Origin of the sequence: Blastococcus sp. VKM Ac-2987 (genome assembly GCF_026967805.1) — a bacterium.
Classification (GTDB): Bacteria; Actinomycetota; Actinomycetes; order Mycobacteriales; family Geodermatophilaceae; genus Blastococcus.
Genome location: NZ_JAPVBG010000001.1, coordinates 1,488,070 through 1,509,748, shown reverse-complemented (window position 1 = coordinate 1,509,748; position 21,679 = coordinate 1,488,070). Strand labels below are relative to the sequence as shown.

Here is a 21,679-nt window from a genome sequence, read left to right as displayed (position 1 = left end):
CGTCAGGCCGGCGTCTGCCCAGTCTCACCCCGGACGCCGGCGTGGGGAACCGGTCCCTCGACGCGCTGCGCGGGGATCGAGCCCAGCCGGCCGGCGGAGAAGTCGGTGAACGCGTCGGCCACCTCCTGCCGGGTGTTCATGACGAACGGGCCGTACATGGCGATCGGCTCGTTGATCGGCCGGCCGCCGAGGACGACGACGTCGAGCGCCGGCGTCCGCGACTCCTGGTGCACCGCACCCCGCACGGTCACCGTGTCGCCGGGGCCGAGCACCGCGAGCTGGCCCGTGCGCACCGGGGCGCCGTCGATGCCGACCGACCCGGCGCCGGAGAGCACGTAGACCAGCGCGTTGAAGTCCGGCCGCCAGGGCAGGTCGAGCGTGGCGCCGGGGGAGACGGTCGCGTGCACCATCGCCATCGGGGTGTACGTGGCGCCCGGACCGGTGTGGCCGGCGACGTCCCCGGCGATGACCCGCAGGAAGGCGCCGGCGTCCGGGCTGGCCAGCAGCACCGAGGATTCGGCGCGCAGGTCCTGGTAGCGCGGCTCCACCCACTTCTGGGCGCGGGGCAGGTTCACCCACAGCTGCAGCCCGTGGAACAGCCCGCCGCTGACGACCAGGTGCTCCGGCGGGCGCTCGATGTGCAGGACGCCGCCGCCGGCGGTCATCCACTGGGTGTCGCCGTCGCTGATCGTGCCGCCGCCGCCGTGGGAGTCGGCGTGCTCGAAGGTGCCGTCGAGGAGGTAGGTGACGGTCTCGAAGCCGCGGTGCGGGTGCCAGCTGGTGCCCTTGGGCTCGCCGGGGGCGTACTCCACCTCGCCCATCTGGTCCATGTGCAGGAACGGGTCCAGAGCGCGCAGGTCCACACCGGCGAACGCACGGCGGACCGGGAAACCCTCACCCTCGAAGCCCGACGGCGCGGTGGTGACCGACCGCGTGCGCCGGCGGACGGTCCTGGGTGCGGGCAGCGGGACGCGGGCCAGGGTGGTGGTGTCCTCGACGGTCACGGCAGGCATGCCGGCCTCCTCGGTTGAGTGTTCAACTAACAGAAGACTGTAGCGCGGGACGGGCTCGTTGTCCTCCCTCCCCGTCGCGCCGGCCGGCTCGGTGCAAAGATTGCTTTGCAAACACCTCTTTGCACAGCTAGCGTGTGAGCATGCCCACGCAGCCCGAGCCGCTGGAACCCGCCGTCGAGGTGACCGACATCCGGGCCCTGCGCGCGCTGTCCCACCCGCTGCGCAACCGTCTCCTCGGGCACCTGCGCCTGCACGGGCCGACGACGGCCAGCCGGCTGGCCCGCGCCGTGGGCGAGAGCAGCGGGTCGACCAGCTACCACCTGCGGCAGCTGGCCGGCTACGGCTTCGTCGAGGAGGTCGAGGGGCAGGGGACCGGCCGCGAGCGCTGGTGGCGGGCCCGGCACCGGATGACCAGCTGGCGGGCCGCCGACCTGCTCGCCCAGGAGGGCGGCGCCGAGGTGCAGGAGGAGATGACCCGGCTGCAGATCGACCAGCACGCGCGGGTGCTGGACGCCTGGTACGAGCAGCGGGAGCAGCTCGACCCGGCCTGGACCGACGCCGCCTCCCTCAACGACTACGCGCTCCGGCTGACGCCCGCGCAGGCTCGCGCGCTCACCGCGGAGCTGACCGCCACGCTGGCCCGCTGGCTGGCTGCCCACCCGGCGAGCGCCCGCCCCGTCGAGGGTGCTGAGCAGGTCAGCGTCCTGCTCGACGTGCTGCCGCTCCACGAGTGGCCGTCGTGACCGGCCCGGCCACCGTCCGCTCCGCCACCCGGCGGCTGGTCGGCCTCACCGCCCTGCGCTGGCTGCCGGTGGGGCTCACCACGCCGATCACGGTGCTGCTGGCGCAGGCCCGGGGGTTGTCCCTGGCCGAGATCGGGGTGCTGTTCACCGTCCACGGGGCCGTGGTGGTGGCGCTGGAGCTGCCCACCGGAGGGCTGGCCGACGTGCTCGGCCGGCGCCCCGTGGTGGTCGCCGGGACGGTGCTGCACCTGGCGTCGTGCCTGGTCTTCGCCACCGCGACGAGCTTCTCCGGCTTCCTCGCGGGCATCCTGCTGCTCGGGGTCGGCCGGGCGCTGGACTCCGGCCCCGTCGAGGCGTGGTACGTCGACACCGTCGCCCGCATCGACCCCGCCGCCGACGTCGCACCGGGCCTGGCCCGGCGGTCGGCCGCCGACGGCGGCGGCCTGGCCGTCGGCGCCGTCGCCGGCGGGCTGCTGCCCGGCCTGCTGGGTGGTGGCGCCGATGCCCTGGCCTGGCCCTACGTCGTCGCCGCAGGCCTCGACCTGCTCTTCCTCGCGGCGGTGCTCCGGCTGCTGACCGAGGACCGGCCGCCGCGGGAGGGCAGCGTCGGCGCCGCGCTCGCGGCCGGGGCGCGGGAGCTGCCCCGCACGCTCACCGGCGCGGTCCGCCTGTCGGTGACCGACGGGCCGATGCGCGTGGTCCTGCTGCTCACCGCGGTGGGCGGGGTGGGCCTGGTCGGTTGCGAGCTGCTGGGCCCGGTGCGCTTCGCCGACCTGGCCGGCGGTCGCGACGGCGGTGCCGCCGTCTACGGCAGCGTGCTCGCGATCTCGTTCGGCGCTGCCGCCGTCGGGGCGATGGCGGTCCCGGCCCTGCGCCGGCTGCTGGGGGGCTCGACCCGCGCCGCCTGCGCGGTGCTCACCGCCGTCGGCGCGCTGGCACTGGCCACGCTCGCCGGCCCCGACGTCCTGGGGATCGCGGCCGCCGGCTTCGCGCTGTACTACGTCGCCCACGGCGCCTCGTGGCCGCTGCTCAGCGCGGTGCTGCACACCCGGGTGGCCGCGGTCCACCGGGCCACCGCCGTCTCGGCGATGTCGCTGGCCATGGCGCTGGGCGGCATCGCCGGCAACCTGGCAGTGCCGCCGCTGGTCGCCGCGGCCGGGCTGGAGGCGGGCTTCCTGGCCGTCGCGGCGGTGGCCGCGCTCGGCGTGCTCGGCTGCCTGCGGCTGCCCCGGTCGACCGTCGCGGACACCGCCGTGGCCCCCGGTGGGGCGACCGTCGGATACTGAGGGCCCATGACTTCTGCGAGCAGCCGATGAGCGCACCCCTGAACCTGGTCAACCTCGAGCGGGTGCACAAGGCGCACGGCACCACCGTGATCCTCGACGACGTCTCCCTCGGCGTCGCCGCCGGCGAGCGCATCGGCGTGGTCGGCCGCAACGGCGGCGGCAAGAGCACCCTGCTGTCGCTGCTGACCGGCACCGACGAGCCCGACTCCGGCCGGGTCACCCGCCGCGGCGACCTCGCGATGGGGGTCCTCGACCAGAGCGGCACGCTCCCGCCGGGGACGACGGTGCGCGACGTCGTCCTGCCCGCCTCGACGTTCGCCGCGGAGCACGAGTGGGCCGGCGACCCCGCCGTCCGCTCCGTCCTCACCGGGCTGGAGCTCGACCGGCTGGGCCTGGACGCCCCCGTGGCCCCGATGTCCGGTGGCGAGCGCCGCCGGGTCGCCCTGGCCGCGCAGCTGATCCGGCCGCTGGACCTGCTGGTGCTCGACGAGCCCACCAACCACCTCGACGTCGAGGGTGTCGCGTGGCTGGCGGAGTACGTGAACCAGCGCGCCGGCGGCCTCGTCGTCGTCACCCACGACCGCTGGTTCCTCGACGAGGTCTGCACCACCACGTGGGAGGTCGCCGACGGCGACGTGCACGCCTACGACGGCGGTTACTCGGCCTACACGCTGGCCCGGGCCGAGCGGGCGCGGATCTCGGCGGTGACCGAGGAGCGCCGGCTGAACCTGGTGCGCAAGGAGCTGGCCTGGCTGCGCCGCGGGCCACCGGCGCGCACCAGCAAGCCGAAGTTCCGCATCGAGGCCGCACAGGCGCTGATCGCCGACGAGCCGCCCGCCCGCGACTCGATGGCGCTCAAGGGCTTCGCCGCGCGCCGGCTCGGCAAGACCGTCTACGACGTCGAGGGAATGGACTACGCCGTCCCCACCGAGGACGGCCCGCGCACGCTGTTCGAGGACCTGACCTGGCACGTCGGCCCCGGTGACCGGATCGGCATCGTCGGCGTCAACGGCGCCGGCAAGACGTCGCTGCTCAAGCTGCTCGTCGGCGAGACGCAGCCCGACTCGGGCACCGTCGCCGTGGGTCAGACCGTGGCGCCGGCCTACCTGTCGCAGCACGTCACCGAGCTGCCTCCGAAGGCCCGGGTGCTGGAGGCGGTGCAGGACGTCGCCCGCATCGCCCGGATCGGCAACCAGGAGATCTCCGCCTCGACGCTGGCCGAGCGGTTCGGCTTCGCCGCGAACCGGCAGTGGACGCCGGTCGGCGACCTCTCCGGCGGGGAGCGGCGCCGGCTGCAGCTGCTGCGGCTGCTCATGGCCGAGCCGAACGTGCTGGTGCTCGACGAGCCGACCAACGACCTCGACATCGACACCCTCACGGCGCTCGAGGACCTGCTCGACGGCTTCCCGGGCACCGTGCTCGTGGTGAGCCACGACCGGTACTTCGTCGACCGGGTCTGCGACAAGGTGGTGGCGCTGCTGGGCGACGGGACCCTCGCCGAGCTGCCCGGCGGGGTGGACGAGTACCTGCGCCGCCGCGCCGCCGGCGGAGCGCCGCTGACCACGGCCTCGGGCGACGGCGGGACGCGTCCGGTGGGCGCGCCCTCGACGTCGGCCCCCGCGGTGTCCGCGGCCGAGGCGCGGGCGGCGAAGAAGGAGGCCAGCCGGCTGGAGCGGCGGATGCTCAAGCTGGACGCCGACGAGAAGAAGCTGCACGAGCAGCTCGCCGCGGCAGCCGCCGACTACGCGAAGGCCGCCGAGCTCGACACCCAGCTCAAGGCGGTGCAGGCGGAGAAGGGCGAGGTCGAGGAGGCCTGGCTGGTCGCCTCCGAGACCGCCGAGGGCTGAGCCGGCGCGGTAGTGCTCGTGCGGACGGTCCGTCTCTGCCCAGCCGGGCTGGGCAGAGACGGACCGTCCGTGGGGAGTGGTCCCGGTCGGGTCAGGCGACGGCCGCCTCGGCGCGGTTGCGCTGGATCAGCCGCAGGCCGACCACGATGGCGGGGACGGCCCCCACGAGCGCGAAGCCGCCGTGTGCCAACGGGGAGAACGGCACGACCATCGAGCCCACGAGGCTCGCGACGGCGGGCAGGGGCAGCCACCAGCCGGTCACCCCGGCCCGCGCCAGCCCGATGTAGGCGATCACCGGGCCGAGCAGACCGAACATCGTGAGCAGACCGACCGGGACGAGTCCCGGATCGGCGGCCACGGTCTCGAACAGCTCGACGGCGGTGCCGGCCTCCAGCACCCGGCCGATGGCGCCGGTCCAGTAGTCGTAGAGCACGAAGCCGGTCACGGTGACCAGGCCGACCGCCGAGAGCAGAGCACCGGCGATGGTCCCGATCCGGCCCCTGCGCCCCCGGACGAGCGCCGGAGCGGCCAGCCAGGCCAGGGCCAGGGCCATGTTGCCGTAGTGGAGGAGCACCGCCGACAGCGTCGTCTGGCCGGGGTCGCGCGCCAGGGAGGCGATGTAGTCGGCGGGCTCGACCGAGACGGCACCGGGCGAGGTCGCCATGCCGGCGACGTAGAGAAGAGAGCCGGCGATCAGCGCGCCACCGGCGACGGGCAGCAGCAGCGAGCCGGCGGAGCGGCCGGCGCGCTCGGCGGCGGCGGGGGTGTTCGGGGTGGTCGGGTCCAGCAGGTGAGAAGTCATGGCCGGAAAGCTAGGGACGGCCGAGGGTCCGGCGCGTCCGCCGGGACGCACCGACCCGTCTCCGCCGGAAGGGGGACCGGGACGCCCGGCGGTTCGGCCGCGCGGGGGATCCCGCAGGTCCGCTCCGGCCTCTAGCGTGCCCGCATGCCCCGCTGGCCCGTCCCGTCCGCCTCCCTCGTCTGGCCGGTCGTGGGCGTGGTGTTCGGCGGCATGTCCCTCGTCGAGATCGCCATCGACACCGTCTTCGACTACGGCCCGGTCGCCGCGCTCCCCGGGGTCGCCGTCGGGCTGCTCCTCGTGCTCCTCCCCCGCTGGCCCGCGTCGGCCGCGCTCGCCGGATCGCTCACCGTGCTCGGCAACTACGCCGTGGGCACCCCGGGTCCGGGCGGCGCCCAGCTGATCGGTATGGGCATCCTCGTCGGCCACGCCGCCGCGGTCCTCCCCGCCCGGCGTGGCGCGGTCGTGGCCGCGGCGGCCACGCTGATCGTCTTCGTCTCCGGCTTCGCCTACACCCCGTCGCCCTGGGAGGGCTTCTTCTACCTGCTGGTCACCGGTGCGGCGTGGGGCGTCGGCACCCTCGTGCGGCAGATGCGGGCCCGCTCGCGCGAGCTGCAGGTCCTCGCCGCCCGCCTCGCGGAGCAGCAGGAGGCGGTCGCGGACGCGGCCGTCGTCGCCGAGCGCTCGCGGATCGCCCGCGAGGTGCACGACTCGGTGGCGCACTCGGTCAGCGTCATGGTGCTGCAGATGGGCGGCCTGCGCCGGCTGCTGCCGCACGAGCCGGCCGCGCAGGAGGTGCTGCTCGGCCTGGAGCGGCTGGGGCGCGAGGCCGTCGACGAGATGCGCCGCGTGGTCGGCATCCTCCGCGAGGGGGCGGGCGGGGAGGTCGCTGCCGACCCGGCGCCCCAGCCGTCCCTGTCCCGGCTGGACGCCGTGCTCGACGAGCTGCGCGCCGGGGGGCTGGCGATCGATCTCCGGGTGACCGGCGAGCCGGTGGAGCTGCCGCAGCTGGTCGACGTCTCCGCCGTGCGCGTCGTGCAGGAGGCGCTCTCCAACGTGCTCCGCCACGCTGGCGGCGCCGCCACCACCGTCGACGTCGGCTACGCCCCCGGCCGGGTCACCGTCACGGTCACCGACGACGGGCGCCGGCGGTTGCCCGTGGTCGACCGGTCGGGCGAGACGGCTCCCGGCGGGCACGGGCAGCTGCACATGCGGGAGCGGGTGGCCGTCGCCGGCGGATCCCTGGAGGTCGGTCCCGTCCGCGGCGGTGGCTACCGGGTCCGCGCGGCCTTCCCGGTGCCCGTGGCCCGGCCGGCCACGGTGGTGACCGCGTGAGCATCCGGGTCGTGCTGGTGGACGACCAGGCCATGGTGCGCACCGGGCTGCGCATGGTGCTGGCCGCGGAACCCGACATCGAGGTGGTCGGCGAGGCGGCCGACGGCGCCGCCGGTGTCCGCGCGGTCACCGACCTGCAGCCGGACGTCGTGCTGCTCGACGTCCGCATGCCGGGCATGGACGGCCTCGAGGCGGCCCGGCGCATCCTCGCCGCCGGCCTGCCCGGCCGCGTCGTCGTCCTCACCACCTTCGACGAGGACGAGTACGTCGTCGCGGCGCTGCGGGCGGGGGTGAGCGGCTTCCTGCTGAAGGTCGCGCCACCGGAGGACCTCGTCGCCGCCGTCCGCACGGTCGCCGCCGGGCAGGGGCTGCTCGACCCCGCCGTCACGCTCCGGGTGATCGAGTCCTTCGCCGCCGTCCCGGCGCCGGACGCCGGGCAGGTCGCGGCGCTCGGCCGGCTGACCGAGCGGGAGACCGACGTGCTGGCGCTGGTGGCCGCGGGTCTGTCCAACGCCGAGGTCGCCGCTCGGCTGTACCTCGGGGAGGCGACGGTCAAGACCCACGTCAGCCGGCTCCTGCTCAAGCTCGGGCTGCGCGATCGGGTGCAGGCCGTGGCGTCGCCTACGAGAGCGGCCTGGTCACGCCGGGCGGACGCTGACGTCCACCCGTAATCTGGGGCGACCACCGTCGGCTGTCCCCACGTCTGTGGTCGTCCCCGAGCCCCCCGAGACTCCCGGAGACCCGTGCTCGCTGTCCTGGTGCTCCACGTGCTGGCCGCCGTGCTGGCACCCGTGCTCGTGCGGTGGTGGGGCCGGACGGCGTTCCTCGTGCTCGCGCTCGTGCCGGCCACGGGCTTCGGCTGGGTCCTGACCCGCCTGCCCGTGGTGACCGGCGGCGGCGCGGTCACCGAGACCGTCCCGTGGGTGCCGGCGCTCGACCTGGCCATCGCCCTGCGGCTGGACGCGCTCGCGCTGCTGTTCGCGCTGCTGGTCACCGGGGTCGGCGCGCTCGTGCTGGTCTACTGCTCGCGCTACTTCGAGCCCGACGACGACGGGGCCGCCCGCTTCGCCGGCAACCTCACCGCCTTCGCCGGCTCCATGCTCGGCCTGGTCCTCGCCGACGACCTGCTCCTGCTCTACGTGTTCTGGGAGCTCACGACCGTCTTCTCCTTCCTGCTCATCGGGGGCACCGGGACCAAGCTGGCGGCCCGGCGGGCGGCGAGCCAGGCGCTGATCCTGACCACGGCCGGCGGTCTGGCCATGCTGGTCGGGCTGATCATGATCGGCGAGACCAGCGGCAGCTACCTGCTGTCCGAGGTCGTCGCCGCGCCCGGCAGCGGGCCGTTCCTGGTCGCCGGGACGATGCTCGTGCTCGCCGGGGCGGTCACGAAGTCGGCGATGATCCCCTTCCACTTCTGGCTGCCGGCCGCCATGGAGGCGCCGACCCCGGTCAGCGCCTACCTGCACGCCGCCGCCATGGTGAAGGCCGGCATCTACCTGGTCGCGCGGTTCGCCCCCGGCTTCGCCGAGGTGCCGGGCTGGCGGCCGGTGGTGCTCGGGCTGGGCCTGGCGACCATGCTCGTCGGCGGCTACCGGGCGCTGCGGCAGAACGACCTCAAGCTGCTGCTGGCCTTCGGCACGGTCAGCCAGCTCGGCTTCCTCATGGTCCTGGTGGGCGCGGGGACCAGGGAGCTGGCCGCCGCCGGGCTGGCCATGACGCTGGCGCACGCGCTGTTCAAGTCCACCCTGTTCCTCACCGTCGGCGTCATCGACCACGCCACGGGGGTCCGCGACCTGCGCCTGCTCTCCGGGCTCGGCCGCAGGCTCCCCGTGCTGGCGGTCATCGGCGGCCTGGCCGGGGCCTCCATGGCGGGGCTGCCGCCGCTGCTGGGTTTCGTCGGCAAGGAGGCGGCGTTCACCGCGCTGTGGGAGGGCGGGCTGCCCGACCGCACCGCCGCCGTCCTCGTGCTGACCGGTCTGGTCGTCGGTTCCGCGCTCACCGCCGGCTACACGGCCCGTTTCCTGTGGGGCGCCTTCGCCCGCAAGGGCGGCCTCCCGTCCACCGCGCCGGCCGAGCTGGTGCACCCGCCGGGGCGGTTGTTCCTCGCTGCGCCGGCGGTGCTGGCCCTCACCGGGCTGGTCGCCGGACCGGCCAGCTCGCTGCTCGAGCCGCTCGTCGCCGGCTACGCCGACCGGATGCCGCTGCTCGCCCCCGAGGCGGAGAAGCTGGCGCTCTGGCACGGCATCCAGCCCGCACTGGGGCTGTCGGCGCTCACCCTGCTCGGCGGAGCCGCGCTGTTCGCCGCCCGGCGACGGGTGTTCCGCCTGCAGCGGCGGCTGGCGGTCGGCGCCTCGGCCGACGAGGGCTACTGGAACACGATGCAGGCGCTGGACCGCCTCGCCGTCCTCGTCACCGGGACGACGCAGCGCGGCTCGTTGCCGGCCTACCTCGGGACGATCCTGGTCGTCGTGCTGGCCCTGCCGGGTTCGGTGCTGCTGTTCCTTGCCCCGTGGCCGGGGGAGTGGCGGGCGTGGGACACCCCGATCCAGGCGCTCGTGGGGGCGGTCGTGGTCATCGCCGCGCTGCTGGCCCTGCGCATCCACCAGCGGCTGTCAGCGGTGCTCGTCGTCGGTGTCTCCGGCTACGGGATCGCGGTGCTGTTCGCCCTGCAGGGCGCCCCGGACCTGGCGCTGACCCAGTTCCTCGTCGAGACGCTCACCCTGGTGGTCTTCGTCCTGGTCCTGCGCAAGCTGCCCAAGGACATCACCGAGCGGCACCGCCCCCGCGAGCGCGCCGTCCGCGGCGTCATCGCCGTCGCCGTCGGCCTGGTGATGGCCGCCGCCGGGGCGGTCGCGCTCGGGGCCCGCACCGCCGAGCCGGTCTCCCTCGCCTACCCGGACGCGGCCTACGACCTCGGCGGCGGGCAGAACGTCGTCAACGTGACCCTGGTCGACATCCGGGCGTGGGACACCCTCGGCGAGATCTCCCTGCTCGTCGTCGCGGCGACCGGCATCGCCAGCCTCGTGTTCCTGCGCCGGCGCACCGGTACCGTCGACCGGCTCGACCCCGTGCGCCTGGCCCGCCAGGAGAAGCGCTCCCGTCGTGCCCCGCGCCGGCAGTGGCTCGCCGCCTCGGCCGCGCTGGCGCCCGAGCGGCGCTCGGTGGTGCTGGAGGTGGTCACCCGGGTCCTGTTCCACTCGATCGTCGTCTTCTCCCTGTTCCTGCTCTTCAGCGGGCACAACCAGCCCGGTGGCGGCTTCGCCGGCGGCCTGGTCGCCGGCTTCGCGCTCGTCCTGAGGTACCTGGCCGGTGGTCGCTACGAGCTGGGGGAGGCCGCGCCGGTGGACCCGGGGCTGCTCCTCGGGATGGGCCTGCTGCTCGCCGGCGGGACCGGTGTCACCGGGCTCCTGCTGGGGGCGGAGGTCCTGGAGACGGCGATCCTGGAGACGGCGCTCCCCGTGCTGGGCGACGTCAAGCTGGTGACCTCGCTGTTCTTCGACGTCGGGGTGTACCTCATCGTGGTGGGCCTGGTCCTCGACATCCTCCGCAGCCTGGGCGCCGAACTGGACCGCCAGGCCGACGAGCACGACCCGATCGAGACCACCCCCGGGGAGGTGATCGCCCGATGACACCGACCGTCGTCCTGCCGGTGGTGATCGGCGCGCTCTACGCCGCGGGGGTGTACCTGCTGCTCGACCGGAGCCTGACCCGCGTACTGCTGGGCTTCCTGGTGCTGGGCAACGCGACCAACCTGCTGCTCCTGTCCAGCGGTGGCCCGGCCGGGCTCGCGCCGATCGTCGGGTACGCGGAGCCGGCGGAGATGAGCGACCCCCTTCCGCAGGCGCTGATCCTGACCGCCATCGTGATCACCTTCGGCATCGCGTCGTTCGTGCTGGCGATCATCTACCGGTCCTGGCGGCTGGTCCGGCAGGAGGTGGTCGGGGTCGACGAGGAGGACCGCCGGGTCGCCCGCCGCTCGGGCAGCGACGCCGACGAGATCGACCCCGACGACCTCGCGCCCGAGGACCGGTCGGCTGCCCACGCCGACACCGGGGTGGGCGACGAGGACGTCGTGGCCCGGCTCGAGCGGGACTACGCCGGCATCCCCTCCGACGACGTCGATCTGCCCCCGACCCGGCGGAGGCGCCGGTGACGAGCGTCCTCGCCCCGCTGCCCGTCCTGCTGCCGCTGCTCGGCGCCGCGGCCGCGCTGCTGGTCGGCGGGCGGCACCCGCACGTGCAGCGGGCGCTCAGCGCGCTGGTGCTCAGCGCGGTGCTCGCCGTCTCGGTGGCGCTCCTGGTGCTCGCCGACGCCGAAGGGGCGGTGGCGGTGTCGCTGGGCGGCTGGCCGGTGCCGCTGGGCATCGTGCTGGTCGTCGACCGGCTCTCGGCGCTGATGCTGGTGGTGGCGGCGACGGTGGCCCTCGGGGTGCTGGTCTTCGCCGTGGGGCAGGGCGCGGCCGACGGCGACGAGGAGACGCCGATCTCGATCTTCCACCCGACGTTCCTCGTCCTCATCGCCGGCGTCGCCAACGCCTTCCTGGCCGGCGACCTGTTCAACCTCTACGTCGGTTTCGAGATCCTGCTGACCGCCAGCTACGTGCTGCTGACCCTGGGCGGCTCGGCCGCGCGCATCCGCGCCGGGATCACCTACATCGTGGTCAGCCTGCTCAGCTCGCTGATCTTCCTGGCGGCGATCGCGCTGATCTATGCCTCGACCGGAACGGTCAACATGGCGCAGCTGGCCGGCCGGCTCGCGGCGCTCCCGGAGGGCACCCAGCTGCTGCTGCAGTCGATGCTGCTGATCGCCTTCGCGATCAAGGCCGCGGTCTTCCCGCTGTCGGCCTGGCTGCCCGACAGCTACCCGACGGCGCCGGCTCCGGTGACGGCGGTGTTCGCCGGCCTGCTCACCAAGGTCGGTGTGTACGCGATCATCCGCACCCAGACGCTGCTGTTTCCCGGCGGCGGGCTGGACCAGGTGCTGATGTGGGCCGCGCTGGCCACGATGCTGATCGGCATCCTGGGTGCGGTGGCGCAGACCGACATCCGGCGGATCCTGTCGTTCACGCTGGTCAGCCACATCGGCTACATGATCTTCGGGATCTCGCTGGCGTCGGAGGCGGGCCTGGCCGGTGCCACGTTCTACGTCGTCCACCACATCGCGATCCAGACCACGCTGTTCCTCGTCGCCGGGTTGGTCGAACGGCAGGGCGGTTCGACGTCCGTGGACCGCCTCGGCGGGCTGGCCACCGCCTCCCCCCTGCTCGCGGTGCTCTTCTTCGTGCCCGCGATGAACCTGGCGGGCATCCCGCCGTTCTCCGGGTTCATCGGCAAGCTGGGGCTGCTCCAGGCCGGCATCGGTGACGGCGGCGCGCTGCCGGTCGCCGTGGTCGGGGCCGGCGTGGTGGCCAGCCTGCTCACCCTCCTGGCCATCTCCCGGGTCTGGACCCGGGCCTTCTGGCGGCCCCCGGCCCAGCCGCCGGCCGCCGACACCGACGCCGCGGCCGCGGCCGACGCCGGGCCGGAGCTGGGCCCCGCTGCGGTACCCGGCCCCGCCGACGAGCACCAGCCCGCCGGCGAGAAGGAGACCGCCGACGACGACGCCGCCGCGTCCTCGTCGACGGGCACCCCCAGGCGGGTGGCGGCGCGTGCGGCCTGGGCCCGGCACACCGCCGTCGCGACCGCCGCGACGCCGTCCACCGATGGGCTCGGCGGGGACTCGGAGGAAGGATCTGCATCCGCCCGGCCGCTGCCGCGGGTGATGCTGGCGGCGACGACGGCGATGGTGGTGGTGACCGTCGGGCTCACCGCCATCGCGGGCCCCCTCTACGGCGTCGCCGAGCGTGCGGCCGAGGACCTCCGCGAGCGGAACCCGTACGTGGGCGCCGTCCTCGGCGGTGTGGAGGACGCGCCGTGACCGACGAACCCTCGGGCGTCGCCCACCAGCTGCGGCACCAGCTGCCGCTGCTGGTCTGGCTGGTGCTGGTCTGGAACTTCCTCTGGGGCACGTGGTCGTGGGCCAACCTGCTCGGCGGCATCGTGGTCGCCCTGGTGGTGACGGTGCTGCTGCCGCTGCCACCGGTCGTGGGCGGCACGCAGATCCGGCCGCTGGGCCTCCTGCGCTTCCTCGGCTACTTCCTCGTCGACCTGGTGACCTCCGGGGCGGAGGTCGCGTGGCAGACCATCCGGCCGAGCGGGATCGGCCGGAGCGCCATCATCCGGGTGCAGCTGCGCACCGACTCGGACCTGCTGCTGACCATCCTGGCCGAGTCGCTCACCCTGGTGCCGGGGTCGATGGTGATCGACATGGACCGCGAGCGGCGGACCTTGGCGGTGCACGTCCTGCACGTCGCGGACGAGGGGGACGTGGAGCGCCAGCGGGAGTCGGTCCTGGCCCAGGAGGAGCGGGTGGTGCGGGCCTTCGGGTCCGCGGGCGAGATCGCCGCGCTCGGCCTGTCGGCCGACGAGCGGGCCGAGGCCCCGGGGAGGCGGACGCCGTGACCGTCGTCTACTGGCTGGCCTACGGGTTGCTCGCCGCCGGGGCCCTGCTCTCGCTGGTGCGGCTGGCCCGGGGCCCGTCCCTGCTGGACCGGGTAGTGGCCACCGACACCCTGCTGGTCATCATCGCGGCGGGGCTGGCCGTGCACGCGGCGCTGGAGCGGGACCCGACCGTGGTCCCCGTGCTGGTCGTGGTGTCGCTGCTGGCCTTCGTGGGCTCGGTGTCGGTGGCGCGCTACATCGGCGGCATGATGCTGCGCTCGCCTAAGAACGAGCCCGCGGACCAGCCGGCCGGGGAGGTGCCGCGGTGAACGACATCAGCTCCGTGGGGGACGTCGTCGCCGTCGTCCTCCTGCTCATCGGGTCGTTCCTGTGCCTCACCGCCGGGCTGGGCGTGCTGAGGTTCCCCGACGTCCTGACCCGGATGCACGCCGGGACCAAGCCGCAGGTGCTGGGCTTCCTGCTCATCATGCTGGGGGGCGCCATCCGGCTGCAGGGCTGGTCGACGACCTGGATGCTGCTGCTGGTCGCGGCCTTCCAGATGCTCACCGCGCCGGTGAGCGCCCACATGATCAGCCGGGTGGCCTACCGGCGGCGGCACGTGCGGCGGGACCTGCTGCTGGTCGACGACCTGCGGAGCGGCGAGGCACGGGACAGCGTGTACCGCGGCGACGAGCCGGCCGACGCCCCGCCGGAGGAGCCGGGCCGGGCGCTGGTGGAGAGCCGCCGGGAGGACGAGGTCCACCGCGATGACGGGGCCCAGCGGGAGGACGGGGCCGACCGGGAGCGGCCCAGCTGACCCCGCCCTCCGCGGCGGTGTGCTCCTAGCGCTGCGCCCGGTTCACCGCGGAGACTACGGCGCGCAGCGAGGCGGTGAGGATGTTGGAGTCGATGCCCACGCCCCACAGCACCCGGTCGCCGACGGCGCACTCGACGTAGGCCGCCGCCCGGGCGTCCCCGCCGGCGGACATGGCGTGCTCGGCGTAGTCGAGGACCCGGACGTCGACGTCGACGGTCTTCAGCGCGTCCACGAACGCGGCGATCGGGCCGTTGCCGCGACCCTCCACCGACACCGGTACGCCCTGGTCGACGAGCTCCACGACCATCTCGTCGAGCTGGTCGGCGTGCGCGATGTGCCGGTGGCCGGACAGCGAGAAGCGGCCCCAGGGCGCGGCCGGGTCCGGCAGGTACTCGTTGCTGAACGCGGTCCACATCTGCGTGGCGGTGACCTCGCCGCCCTCGTCCTCGGTGTGCCGCTGGACGACCGCGCTGAACTCGATCTGCAGCCGCCGCGGCAGGTCGAGGTGGTTCTCGGTCTTCATGATGTAGGCGACGCCGCCCTTGCCGGACTGGCTGTTCACACGGATGACGGCCTCGTAGCTGCGCCCGACGTCCTTGGGGTCGATCGGCAGGTAGGGGACCGCCCACGCCTGCTGCTCGACCGGGACGCCGGCCGCCCGCGCGTCGGCCTCCAGCGCCTTGAAGCCCTTGTTGATGGCGTCCTGGTGCGAGCCGGAGAAGGCCGTGTAGACCAGGTCGCCGCCGTACGGGTGCCGCTCGTGCACGCCCAGCTGGTTGCAGTACTCGACGGTGCGGCGGATCTCGTCGATGTCGGAGAAGTCGATCTGCGGGTCGATGCCCTGGCTGAACAGGTTCAGGCCCAGGGTCACCAGGTCGACGTTGCCGGTGCGCTCGCCGTTGCCGAACAGGCAGCCCTCGATGCGGTCGGCGCCGGCGCGGTAGCCGAGCTCCGCGGCGGCGACGGCCGTGCCCCGGTCGTTGTGCGGGTGCAGGCTCAGCACGACCGAGTCGCGCCGGCCGAGGTTGCGGTGCATCCACTCGACCTGGTCGGCGTAGACGGTCGGCTCGGCCATCTCGACGGTCGCCGGCAGGTTGAGGATCGTCGGCCGCTCCGGGGTGGGCTCCCAGACGTCGGTGACGGCGTTGCAGATCTCGACGGCGAAGTCGAGCTCGGTGCCGGTGAAGGACTCGGGGGAGTACTCGAAGCGGATGTCGGTCTCGGGCATCTGCTCGGCCAGCTTGCGCACCAGCTGGGCGCCGTGGACGGCGATGTCCACGATGCCGGCCCGGTCGGAGCCGAACACGACCCGCCGCTGCAGGGTCGACGTGGAGTTGTAGAGGTGCACGATCGCCTGCCGGGCGCCGCGCAGCGACTCGAAGGTGCGCTCGATCAGCTCGTCGCGGGCCTGGGTGAGCACCTGGATCGTCACGTCGCCGGGGATCAGGTCGTCCTCGATCAGCTGGCGGACGAAGTCGTAGTCGGTCTGGCTGGCTGCGGGGAAACCGACCTCGATCTCCTTGTAGCCCATGCGGACGAGCAGGTCGAACATGCGCCGCTTGCGGTCGGGCGTCATCGGGTCGATCAGCGCCTGGTTGCCGTCGCGCAGGTCGACCGCGCACCAGCGCGGGGCCACGGTGGTGACGGTGTCGGGCCACGTGCGGTCGGGCAGCGCCACGGGGGGAAAGGGCGCGTAGCGGTGGACCGGCATGCGGGAAGGCTGCTGGGGATGGCGGGCGTGCGGGTGGCTGTCGCTCATGAGGAGGCTCCTGGGGCGGGCTGCTCGTGCGCGGAGGGCGCACGGCTCCGAAGACGGTCAGCGGGCGTCGGGAACGCCTGAACCCCGCGGCGAGGAAGCCGACCTAGGAGAGGGCCTCGCCGCGGCGGGTAAGCAGGAGGCTGCCGCGCACGCCGCCCACGGTAGCAGCGGATCAGCTCGCATCGCAGCGGCACGGGCAGTCGTCGGCGTGGACCGGGCGGCCGTCCCAGTCGTCCAGCTCGTCGCACACCGGCGGGCAGGTGCAGGTGAACGTGTCGGGCAGGCCGGCCAGCTCGCCCGCCAGGAACCGCCGGTCGAGCTCCTCGCGGTACCGGCGCCACCGCGCCGCCCGGCGCGCCTCCGCGCGCTCCGCGGGCGAGTCGCCGGGCTGCGGGCGCAGGTGGTCGTCGGGCCGGTTCTCGGTGCGGCTGCCCGGGAGGTCCCACGGGGAGCGGCGGTCGAACGTGTAGGTCGGCTGCCGCCGGTCGCGCCGGTCGACCCACCACCCGGACCGCTCGTCGCTCAGCACCGTGTCCAGATGGGCGGGGAAGCGTCGTCCGGCCGCGTCACGGACCGTGTCAGCGGCCATCCCGCAGACCTCGCGTCCATCGGCGTCGAGCAGTCCGAGCCGGAGCCCCGCCAGCCTCGCGGCGACCGCGAGCAGGCATGCGTCCATCCCCGCGCTGCCCGCCTCCACGGCGGCGACCGTGGACTTCGAGACGTGCAGCTCGGTCGCGAGCTCCCGCTGCGACAGATCGGCTCGACGGCGGATGCGTCGGAGCAGCCCGCTCAGGTCGAAGTCCGGTGCGGAGGGGGCGTCGGGCACCGGCCGAGCGTGGCTCTGGTCGCAGGCAGCCGTCGACCCCTGTTGGTGGTCTGTGGACAGTCCGTCTCTGCCCACAGCCGCTGGGCAGAGACGGACTGTCCGGGGGGTGGTGGTGCGCGCTCTTCTGTCTCTGCCCACACCGGCTGGGCAGAGACGGACTGTCCGGGGGTGGTGGTGCGCCGCTCTTCTGTCTCTGCCCACACCGGCTGGGCAGAGACGGACAGTGCGGGGACACCTGGTCAGGGGGGGGGCACCGGTGCCGAGCGGGATGCCGGCTCAGAACTGCTTGCGCAGGCGCAGTCGCAGGGGGCGGCCGTCGGGGTCGACCAGGAGCCGGTAGACCGGGGTGGCCCACAACCGGGTCCGCCAGGACAGCTTCTCGGGCCGGTGCGGCCGGAGACGTCCCGGTGGGCGGGGGCCGCGCCGGCCGGCCGCGTGCCACTCGTCCAGGGCGGCCGCCCGGGCCTCGAGGGTCTCGATGAAGCGCTCGGGGTCGACCAGCAGGTCGTCCTCGCTGCCGTCCGGGGCCAGGTCGAGGTGTTCCCGGCTCAGCTCCAGCCGCAGGTCGCGGGCGAATACCCGGGCGCAGTCGCCGGTGCCGGCCGGGTCCTCGGGTGGGCGTGGGTCGAGGGTCGTGTCGAGGACCGCGGTGGACAGCTCGCTGTCGTGGGTCCAGGAGCGGCGGTTGAAGTTGTCGCTGCCGATGCTGGCCCAGACGTCGTCGACGACGCAGACCTTCGCGTGCACGTAGACCGGCGTCCCGGCGTGGTTCTCGACGTCGAACACGTGCACCCGGTCGTCCCCGCCCGCCCGGATGCACACGTCGAGCGCCTGGCGGCGGCCGACGTACTGAGGTGTCGCGTTGAGGGCGCCCTCCTGGTCGGGGATGCGCGGGACGATCACGACGAGGTGCAGCTCCGGGTTGTCGGTCAGCGCATCGGCGAACAGCTGGGCGACCTCCGAGGACCAGAGGTACTGGTCCTCCAGGTACACCAGCCGCCGCGCCCGCTTGACCGCCTTGCTGTACCCGCGGGCGATCGAGCGCTCGCCCTCAGGAGCGAAGTCGTAGCGCGGCAGGATCTTCGGGTAGGTGCGCAGCGTCTGGACCAGGTGCGGCCCGCACGCCGGCGGTGGCGGGAGCTCCGGCGGCAGCGGCGAGGGGTCGAGCCGCGCCCGGCGGAACCGGTCGATGACGTAGGCGATCGGGTTCCCCTGCACCGGGCTGGTCGGGTCGTCCCACCGCTCGCGGAACGCCGTGTCCAGGACCGCGACGGCCGGGCCGCGGATCTCGGCCTGGACGTCGTGCCAGGGCGGCGTCGGCCCGTACGCCGACGCCATGTCCACCGCCTGCGGGTCCCCGTGGTGGTTGGCGTCGTCGCGGCGGCTGTGGCACAGGTCGATGCCGCCGGCGAAGGCGACGTCGCGCGACGGTTCGGCGGGGCAGCGGACGAGCACGATCTTCTGGTGGTGGCTGCCCACCCGGCGCACCCGCTGGTCGAGGACCACCCGGCCCCCGTCCTCCTCGATCTCCCGGTCCAGCGCCCGGTTCTGCTCCTTGCTGTAGGACAGCCAGTCGGTGTGCGAGCGCCACACCAGGCCGCGCACGTCCACCCCGCGGTGGGCGGCCGCGCTGAACAGCTCGTTCATGGTCGGCCCGTCCGGGCGCAACCGCTGGTCAGGATCGCCGCGCCAGTCGGTGAACCACAGCCGGTCTCCCTCGCCGAGCCCGTCCACGATCTCGACGAGCCGGTCGAAGTACGCGGCCCCGTGGACGATCGGCACCACGCGGTTGCCCTCGGTCCAGGCGGGCAGCGGTGTGCCAGGGTTGCCGCGCTCCTCAGCGGTCAGGAGCCAGTCCGACGGATCATCCACCCGGTGATCTCAACCTGCGGGAACGCGCGGACGCAACCACCGGTCCCGCGCACATCGTCGGTAGCCTGTGGACCCGTGGCCCTCGTCGTCCAGAAGTACGGCGGTTCCTCCGTCGCCTCCGCAGAGCACATGAAGCGTGTCGCCGAGCGGATCGTCGCCGCGAAGAAGAACGGCGACGACGTCGTCGTGGTCGTCTCCGCGATGGGCGACACCACCGACGAACTGCTCGACATGGCGAGCCAGATCACCGACGACCCGCCCGGTCGCGAGCTCGACATGCTGCTCACCGCGGGCGAGCGGATCTCCATGGCGCTGCTGGCCATCGCCATCTCCCAGCACGGGTACGAGGCGCGGTCGTTCACCGGGTCGCAGGCCGGCGTCATCACCACCGGCAGCCACGGCAAGGCCCGGATCATCGACGTCACCCCGGGCCGGCTGCGCTCGGCGCTCGACGAGGGCTCGGTCGTCATCGTCGCCGGCTTCCAGGGCGTCAGCCAGGACACCAAGGACATCACCACGCTGGGCCGCGGCGGCTCCGACACCACCGCTGTCGCCGTGGCGGCCGCGCTGAACGCCGACGTCTGCGAGATCTACACCGATGTCGACGGCGTCTTCACCGCCGACCCGCGCATCGTCCCCAACGCCAAGCGGCTCGACACCATCACCTACGAGGAGATGCTCGAGCTCGCCGCGTCGGGGGCCAAGGTGCTCATGCTGCGCTGCGTCGAGTACGCCCGGCGCTACGGCATCCCCGTGCACGTCCGCAGCTCCTACTCACAGCTCCCCGGCACGATCGTGGCCGGCTCGATGGAGGACCTCCCGGTGGAACAGGCGATCATCACGGGCGTCGCGCACGACCGCTCCGAGGGCAAGATCACCGTCTTCGGGGTGCCCGACCGGCCGGGTGAGGCCGCCCAGCTGTTCCGGGTCCTCGCCGACGCCGAGATCAACATCGACATGATCGTGCAGAACGTGTCGGCCGAGACGAGCAAGCTCGCCGACATCTCCTTCACGCTGCCCAAGAGCGACGGCCCCGCGGCCCTCGCCGCCCTGGAGCGGGTGAAGCACACCGTCGGCTACACCGACGTCAGCTTCGACCAGCACATCGGCAAGGTCAGCCTCGTCGGCGCCGGCATGCGCTCGCACCCCGGAGTCTCCGCCAAGTTCTTCGGCGCGCTCGCCGACGCCGGCGTGAACCTGGAGCTGATCAGCACCTCGGAGATCCGCATCTCCGTGGTCTGCCGCGACACCGACGTCGACATCGCCGTCCGCGCGGTGCACGACGCGTTCGACCTCGGCTCCGACGTCGAGGCCGTCGTCTACGGAGGGACGGGACGATGAGCACCTTTCCCAGCGACGGCCTGCGGGTCGGCATCGTCGGGGCGACCGGCCAGGTGGGCGCGGTCGTCCGGCGGCTGCTGGCCGAGCGGGACTTCCCGCTCGCCGAGCTGCGCTACTTCGCCTCCGCCCGCTCGGCCGGCAGCACCCTGCCGTGGGCCGACGGCGAGATCACCGTCGAGGACGCCGCTACCGCCGACCCCGCCGGCCTGGACATCGCGATCTTCTCCGCGGGCGCGACGACCTCCCGCGCGCAGGCGCCCCGGTTCGCCGCGGCCGGGGTCACGGTCATCGACAACAGCTCCGCCTGGCGGCGCGACCCCGACGTCCCGCTGATCGTGAGCGAGGTCAACCCGCACGCCCTGGCCGAGATCCGCACGGGCATCATCGCCAACCCGAACTGCACCACGATGGCCGCGATGCCGGTGCTCAAGCCCCTGCACGACGAGGCGCAGCTGGTCCGCATCGTCGCCAGCACCTACCAGGCGGTGTCGGGCAGCGGGCTGGCCGGCGTCGACGAGCTCGACGGCCAGGTCAAGGCCGTCGTCGACAAGGCCGCCGAGCTGGCCCACGACGGGTCGGCCGTCTCCTTCCCCGAGCCGCAGAAGTACGTGCGGCCGATCGCGTTCAACGTGCTGCCGATGGCCGGCTCGGTCGTCGACGACGGCACGTTCGAGACCGACGAGGAGCAGAAGCTCCGCAACGAGAGTCGCAAGATTCTCGGCATCCCGGAGCTGCGGGTCTCCGGCACCTGCGTGCGCGTGCCGGTCTTCACCGGGCACTCGCTGTCGCTCAACGTCGAGTTCGCCCGGCCGCTGACGGTCGAGCGGGCCACCGAGCTGCTGTCCGCGGCGCCCGGGGTGGAGCTCTCCGACGTGCCCAACCCGCTGCTGGCGGCCGGCCGCGACCCGAGCTACGTCGGCCGCATCCGGCAGGACCCGGGTGTCGACGACCGCCGCGGTCTCGCGCTGTTCGTCAGCAACGACAACCTGCGCAAGGGCGCCGCCCTCAACACCGTCCAGATCGCCGAGCTGATCGCCGCCCGCTGCCGCTGACGTCCGTGCCCGACGACGCCTTCGACGACGACGACGGGCCAGGCTTCCCACCGGAGCCGCGGCCGTGGCCCGGCCCCGACCGGTACACGCTGCGGGGCTGGGTCGAGGTCGAGCTGGCCCTGGAGGGCGGCGCCCGGGTCGACGCGGCGCACGCGGTGCTCGACGACGGGATCCGGCGCGCCTTCGGCCCCGGGGTGCTCGGCTGGCTGGCCGAGGCCCTGGCCGCGGAGGGCCGCGACCCGCAGGACCTCGCCGTCCTGCTGGACGACGACGGCCTCGCCGGCCGGGTGCTCGCGGCGCTGCACGAGCGGATGGGTGCGGACGAGCAGGCGCCCGAGCCGCCGGACGCCCACCTGGTGTGGTCGGCGTTCTCGCCGGACGACCCGTACGGGGGCCGCCGCGCGATCCAGCGGGCGTCGCGCCGGCGCAGGGAGAGCGCCCGCCGGGCGCTGCTGGAACCGCGTCCTCCCCGCGTGGCCGGCCGGCGCGACCGGTAGCCGCGCCGGCCGG

19 protein-coding genes are annotated in these 21,679 nt (G+C 74.1%); 14 read left to right on the top strand and 5 right to left on the bottom strand.

The window, feature by feature from the left end:
• Positions 1 to 2: 2 nt before the first annotated feature.
• Positions 3 to 1,013, bottom strand: a complete 1,011-nt coding sequence (locus O2W17_RS07515; RefSeq protein ID WP_269191778.1) for a pirin family protein — start codon at positions 1,011 to 1,013, stop codon at positions 3 to 5.
• Between the two features lie 140 nt (positions 1,014 to 1,153).
• On the opposite strand from O2W17_RS07515, the gene O2W17_RS07510 reads away from it, so the two are divergent.
• Genes O2W17_RS07510 through O2W17_RS07500 form a run of 3 tightly spaced genes read left to right on the top strand, consistent with a single transcriptional unit; the run spans position 1,154 to position 4,889 of the window.
• Positions 1,154 to 1,756 (top strand): winged helix-turn-helix domain-containing protein, encoded by a 603-nt coding sequence (locus O2W17_RS07510; RefSeq protein WP_269191777.1) that lies wholly within the window; start codon positions 1,154 to 1,156, stop codon positions 1,754 to 1,756.
• Positions 1,753 to 3,042: an MFS transporter gene (locus O2W17_RS07505; RefSeq protein WP_269191776.1), complete on the top strand. Its 1,290-nt coding sequence runs from the start codon at positions 1,753 to 1,755 to the stop codon at positions 3,040 to 3,042. The genes O2W17_RS07510 and O2W17_RS07505 overlap by 4 nt, the downstream gene beginning before the upstream one ends.
• 26 nt (positions 3,043 to 3,068) lie before the next feature.
• Positions 3,069 to 4,889 carry an ABC-F family ATP-binding cassette domain-containing protein gene (locus O2W17_RS07500; protein ID WP_269191775.1) on the top strand — a complete coding sequence of 607 codons (1,821 nt, stop codon included), beginning with the start codon at positions 3,069 to 3,071 and terminating at the stop codon, positions 4,887 to 4,889.
• A gap of 91 nt (positions 4,890 to 4,980) precedes the next feature.
• Here the strand turns inward: O2W17_RS07500 and O2W17_RS07495 are convergent, their stop codons facing one another.
• Positions 4,981 to 5,691, bottom strand: coding sequence for a hypothetical protein (locus O2W17_RS07495; protein ID WP_269191774.1), 711 nt, complete (start codon positions 5,689 to 5,691; stop codon positions 4,981 to 4,983).
• Between the two features lie 144 nt (positions 5,692 to 5,835).
• On the opposite strand from O2W17_RS07495, the gene O2W17_RS07490 reads away from it, so the two are divergent.
• The 8 genes from O2W17_RS07490 to mnhG all read left to right on the top strand — a co-directional run bounded on the left by O2W17_RS07490 (position 5,836) and on the right by mnhG (position 14,319).
• A complete protein-coding gene (locus tag O2W17_RS07490; RefSeq protein WP_269191773.1) occupies positions 5,836 to 7,023 on the top strand; it encodes a sensor histidine kinase in 1,188 nt (395 codons plus the stop codon).
• A complete protein-coding gene (locus tag O2W17_RS07485) occupies positions 7,020 to 7,694 on the top strand; it encodes a response regulator transcription factor (RefSeq protein ID WP_331254275.1) in 675 nt (224 codons plus the stop codon). The genes O2W17_RS07490 and O2W17_RS07485 overlap by 4 nt, the downstream gene beginning before the upstream one ends.
• Before the next feature lie 72 nt (positions 7,695 to 7,766).
• Positions 7,767 to 10,652 (top strand): Na+/H+ antiporter subunit A, encoded by a 2,886-nt coding sequence (locus tag O2W17_RS07480; protein WP_269191772.1) that lies wholly within the window; start codon positions 7,767 to 7,769, stop codon positions 10,650 to 10,652.
• Positions 10,649 to 11,176 (top strand): Na(+)/H(+) antiporter subunit C, encoded by a 528-nt coding sequence (locus O2W17_RS07475; protein WP_269191771.1) that lies wholly within the window; start codon positions 10,649 to 10,651, stop codon positions 11,174 to 11,176. The genes O2W17_RS07480 and O2W17_RS07475 overlap by 4 nt, the downstream gene beginning before the upstream one ends.
• Entirely contained in the window at positions 11,173 to 12,939 is a 1,767-nt protein-coding gene (locus O2W17_RS07470) for a Na+/H+ antiporter subunit D (protein ID WP_269191770.1), read from the top strand. The genes O2W17_RS07475 and O2W17_RS07470 overlap by 4 nt, the downstream gene beginning before the upstream one ends.
• Positions 12,936 to 13,523, top strand: coding sequence for a Na+/H+ antiporter subunit E (locus O2W17_RS07465; protein ID WP_269191769.1), 588 nt, complete (start codon positions 12,936 to 12,938; stop codon positions 13,521 to 13,523). The genes O2W17_RS07470 and O2W17_RS07465 overlap by 4 nt, the downstream gene beginning before the upstream one ends.
• Positions 13,520 to 13,831, top strand: coding sequence for a monovalent cation/H+ antiporter complex subunit F (locus O2W17_RS07460; RefSeq protein WP_269191768.1), 312 nt, complete (start codon positions 13,520 to 13,522; stop codon positions 13,829 to 13,831). The genes O2W17_RS07465 and O2W17_RS07460 overlap by 4 nt, the downstream gene beginning before the upstream one ends.
• Complete coding sequence (mnhG, locus tag O2W17_RS07455) at positions 13,828 to 14,319, top strand: monovalent cation/H(+) antiporter subunit G (RefSeq protein WP_269191767.1); 492 nt, start codon at positions 13,828 to 13,830, stop codon at positions 14,317 to 14,319. Before O2W17_RS07460 ends, mnhG begins: the two co-directional genes overlap by 4 nt.
• A 25-nt stretch (positions 14,320 to 14,344) precedes the next feature.
• Here mnhG and leuA read toward each other — a convergent pair whose 3' ends face one another.
• From leuA to O2W17_RS07440, 3 genes are all read right to left on the bottom strand, one after another.
• Positions 14,345 to 16,078, bottom strand: a complete 1,734-nt coding sequence (gene leuA / locus O2W17_RS07450; RefSeq protein WP_269191766.1) for a 2-isopropylmalate synthase — start codon at positions 16,076 to 16,078, stop codon at positions 14,345 to 14,347.
• A gap of 172 nt (positions 16,079 to 16,250) precedes the next feature.
• Complete coding sequence (locus tag O2W17_RS07445; RefSeq protein ID WP_269191765.1) at positions 16,251 to 16,904, bottom strand: helix-turn-helix domain-containing protein; 654 nt, start codon at positions 16,902 to 16,904, stop codon at positions 16,251 to 16,253.
• A 276-nt stretch (positions 16,905 to 17,180) separates the two neighbouring features.
• Complete coding sequence (locus O2W17_RS07440) at positions 17,181 to 18,776, bottom strand: phospholipase D family protein (protein ID WP_269191764.1); 1,596 nt, start codon at positions 18,774 to 18,776, stop codon at positions 17,181 to 17,183.
• A gap of 75 nt (positions 18,777 to 18,851) precedes the next feature.
• Here O2W17_RS07440 and O2W17_RS07435 point away from each other — a divergent pair, with 75 nt between their 5' ends.
• Genes O2W17_RS07435 through O2W17_RS07425 form a run of 3 tightly spaced genes read left to right on the top strand, consistent with a single transcriptional unit; the run spans position 18,852 to position 21,666 of the window.
• Positions 18,852 to 20,117, top strand: a complete 1,266-nt coding sequence (locus O2W17_RS07435) for an aspartate kinase (protein WP_269191763.1) — start codon at positions 18,852 to 18,854, stop codon at positions 20,115 to 20,117.
• Positions 20,114 to 21,169, top strand: a complete 1,056-nt coding sequence (locus tag O2W17_RS07430; protein ID WP_269191762.1) for an aspartate-semialdehyde dehydrogenase — start codon at positions 20,114 to 20,116, stop codon at positions 21,167 to 21,169. The genes O2W17_RS07435 and O2W17_RS07430 overlap by 4 nt, the downstream gene beginning before the upstream one ends.
• Before the next feature lie 5 nt (positions 21,170 to 21,174).
• Positions 21,175 to 21,666 carry a hypothetical protein gene (locus tag O2W17_RS07425; protein ID WP_269191761.1) on the top strand — a complete coding sequence of 164 codons (492 nt, stop codon included), beginning with the start codon at positions 21,175 to 21,177 and terminating at the stop codon, positions 21,664 to 21,666.
• Positions 21,667 to 21,679: the final 13 nt, after the last annotated feature.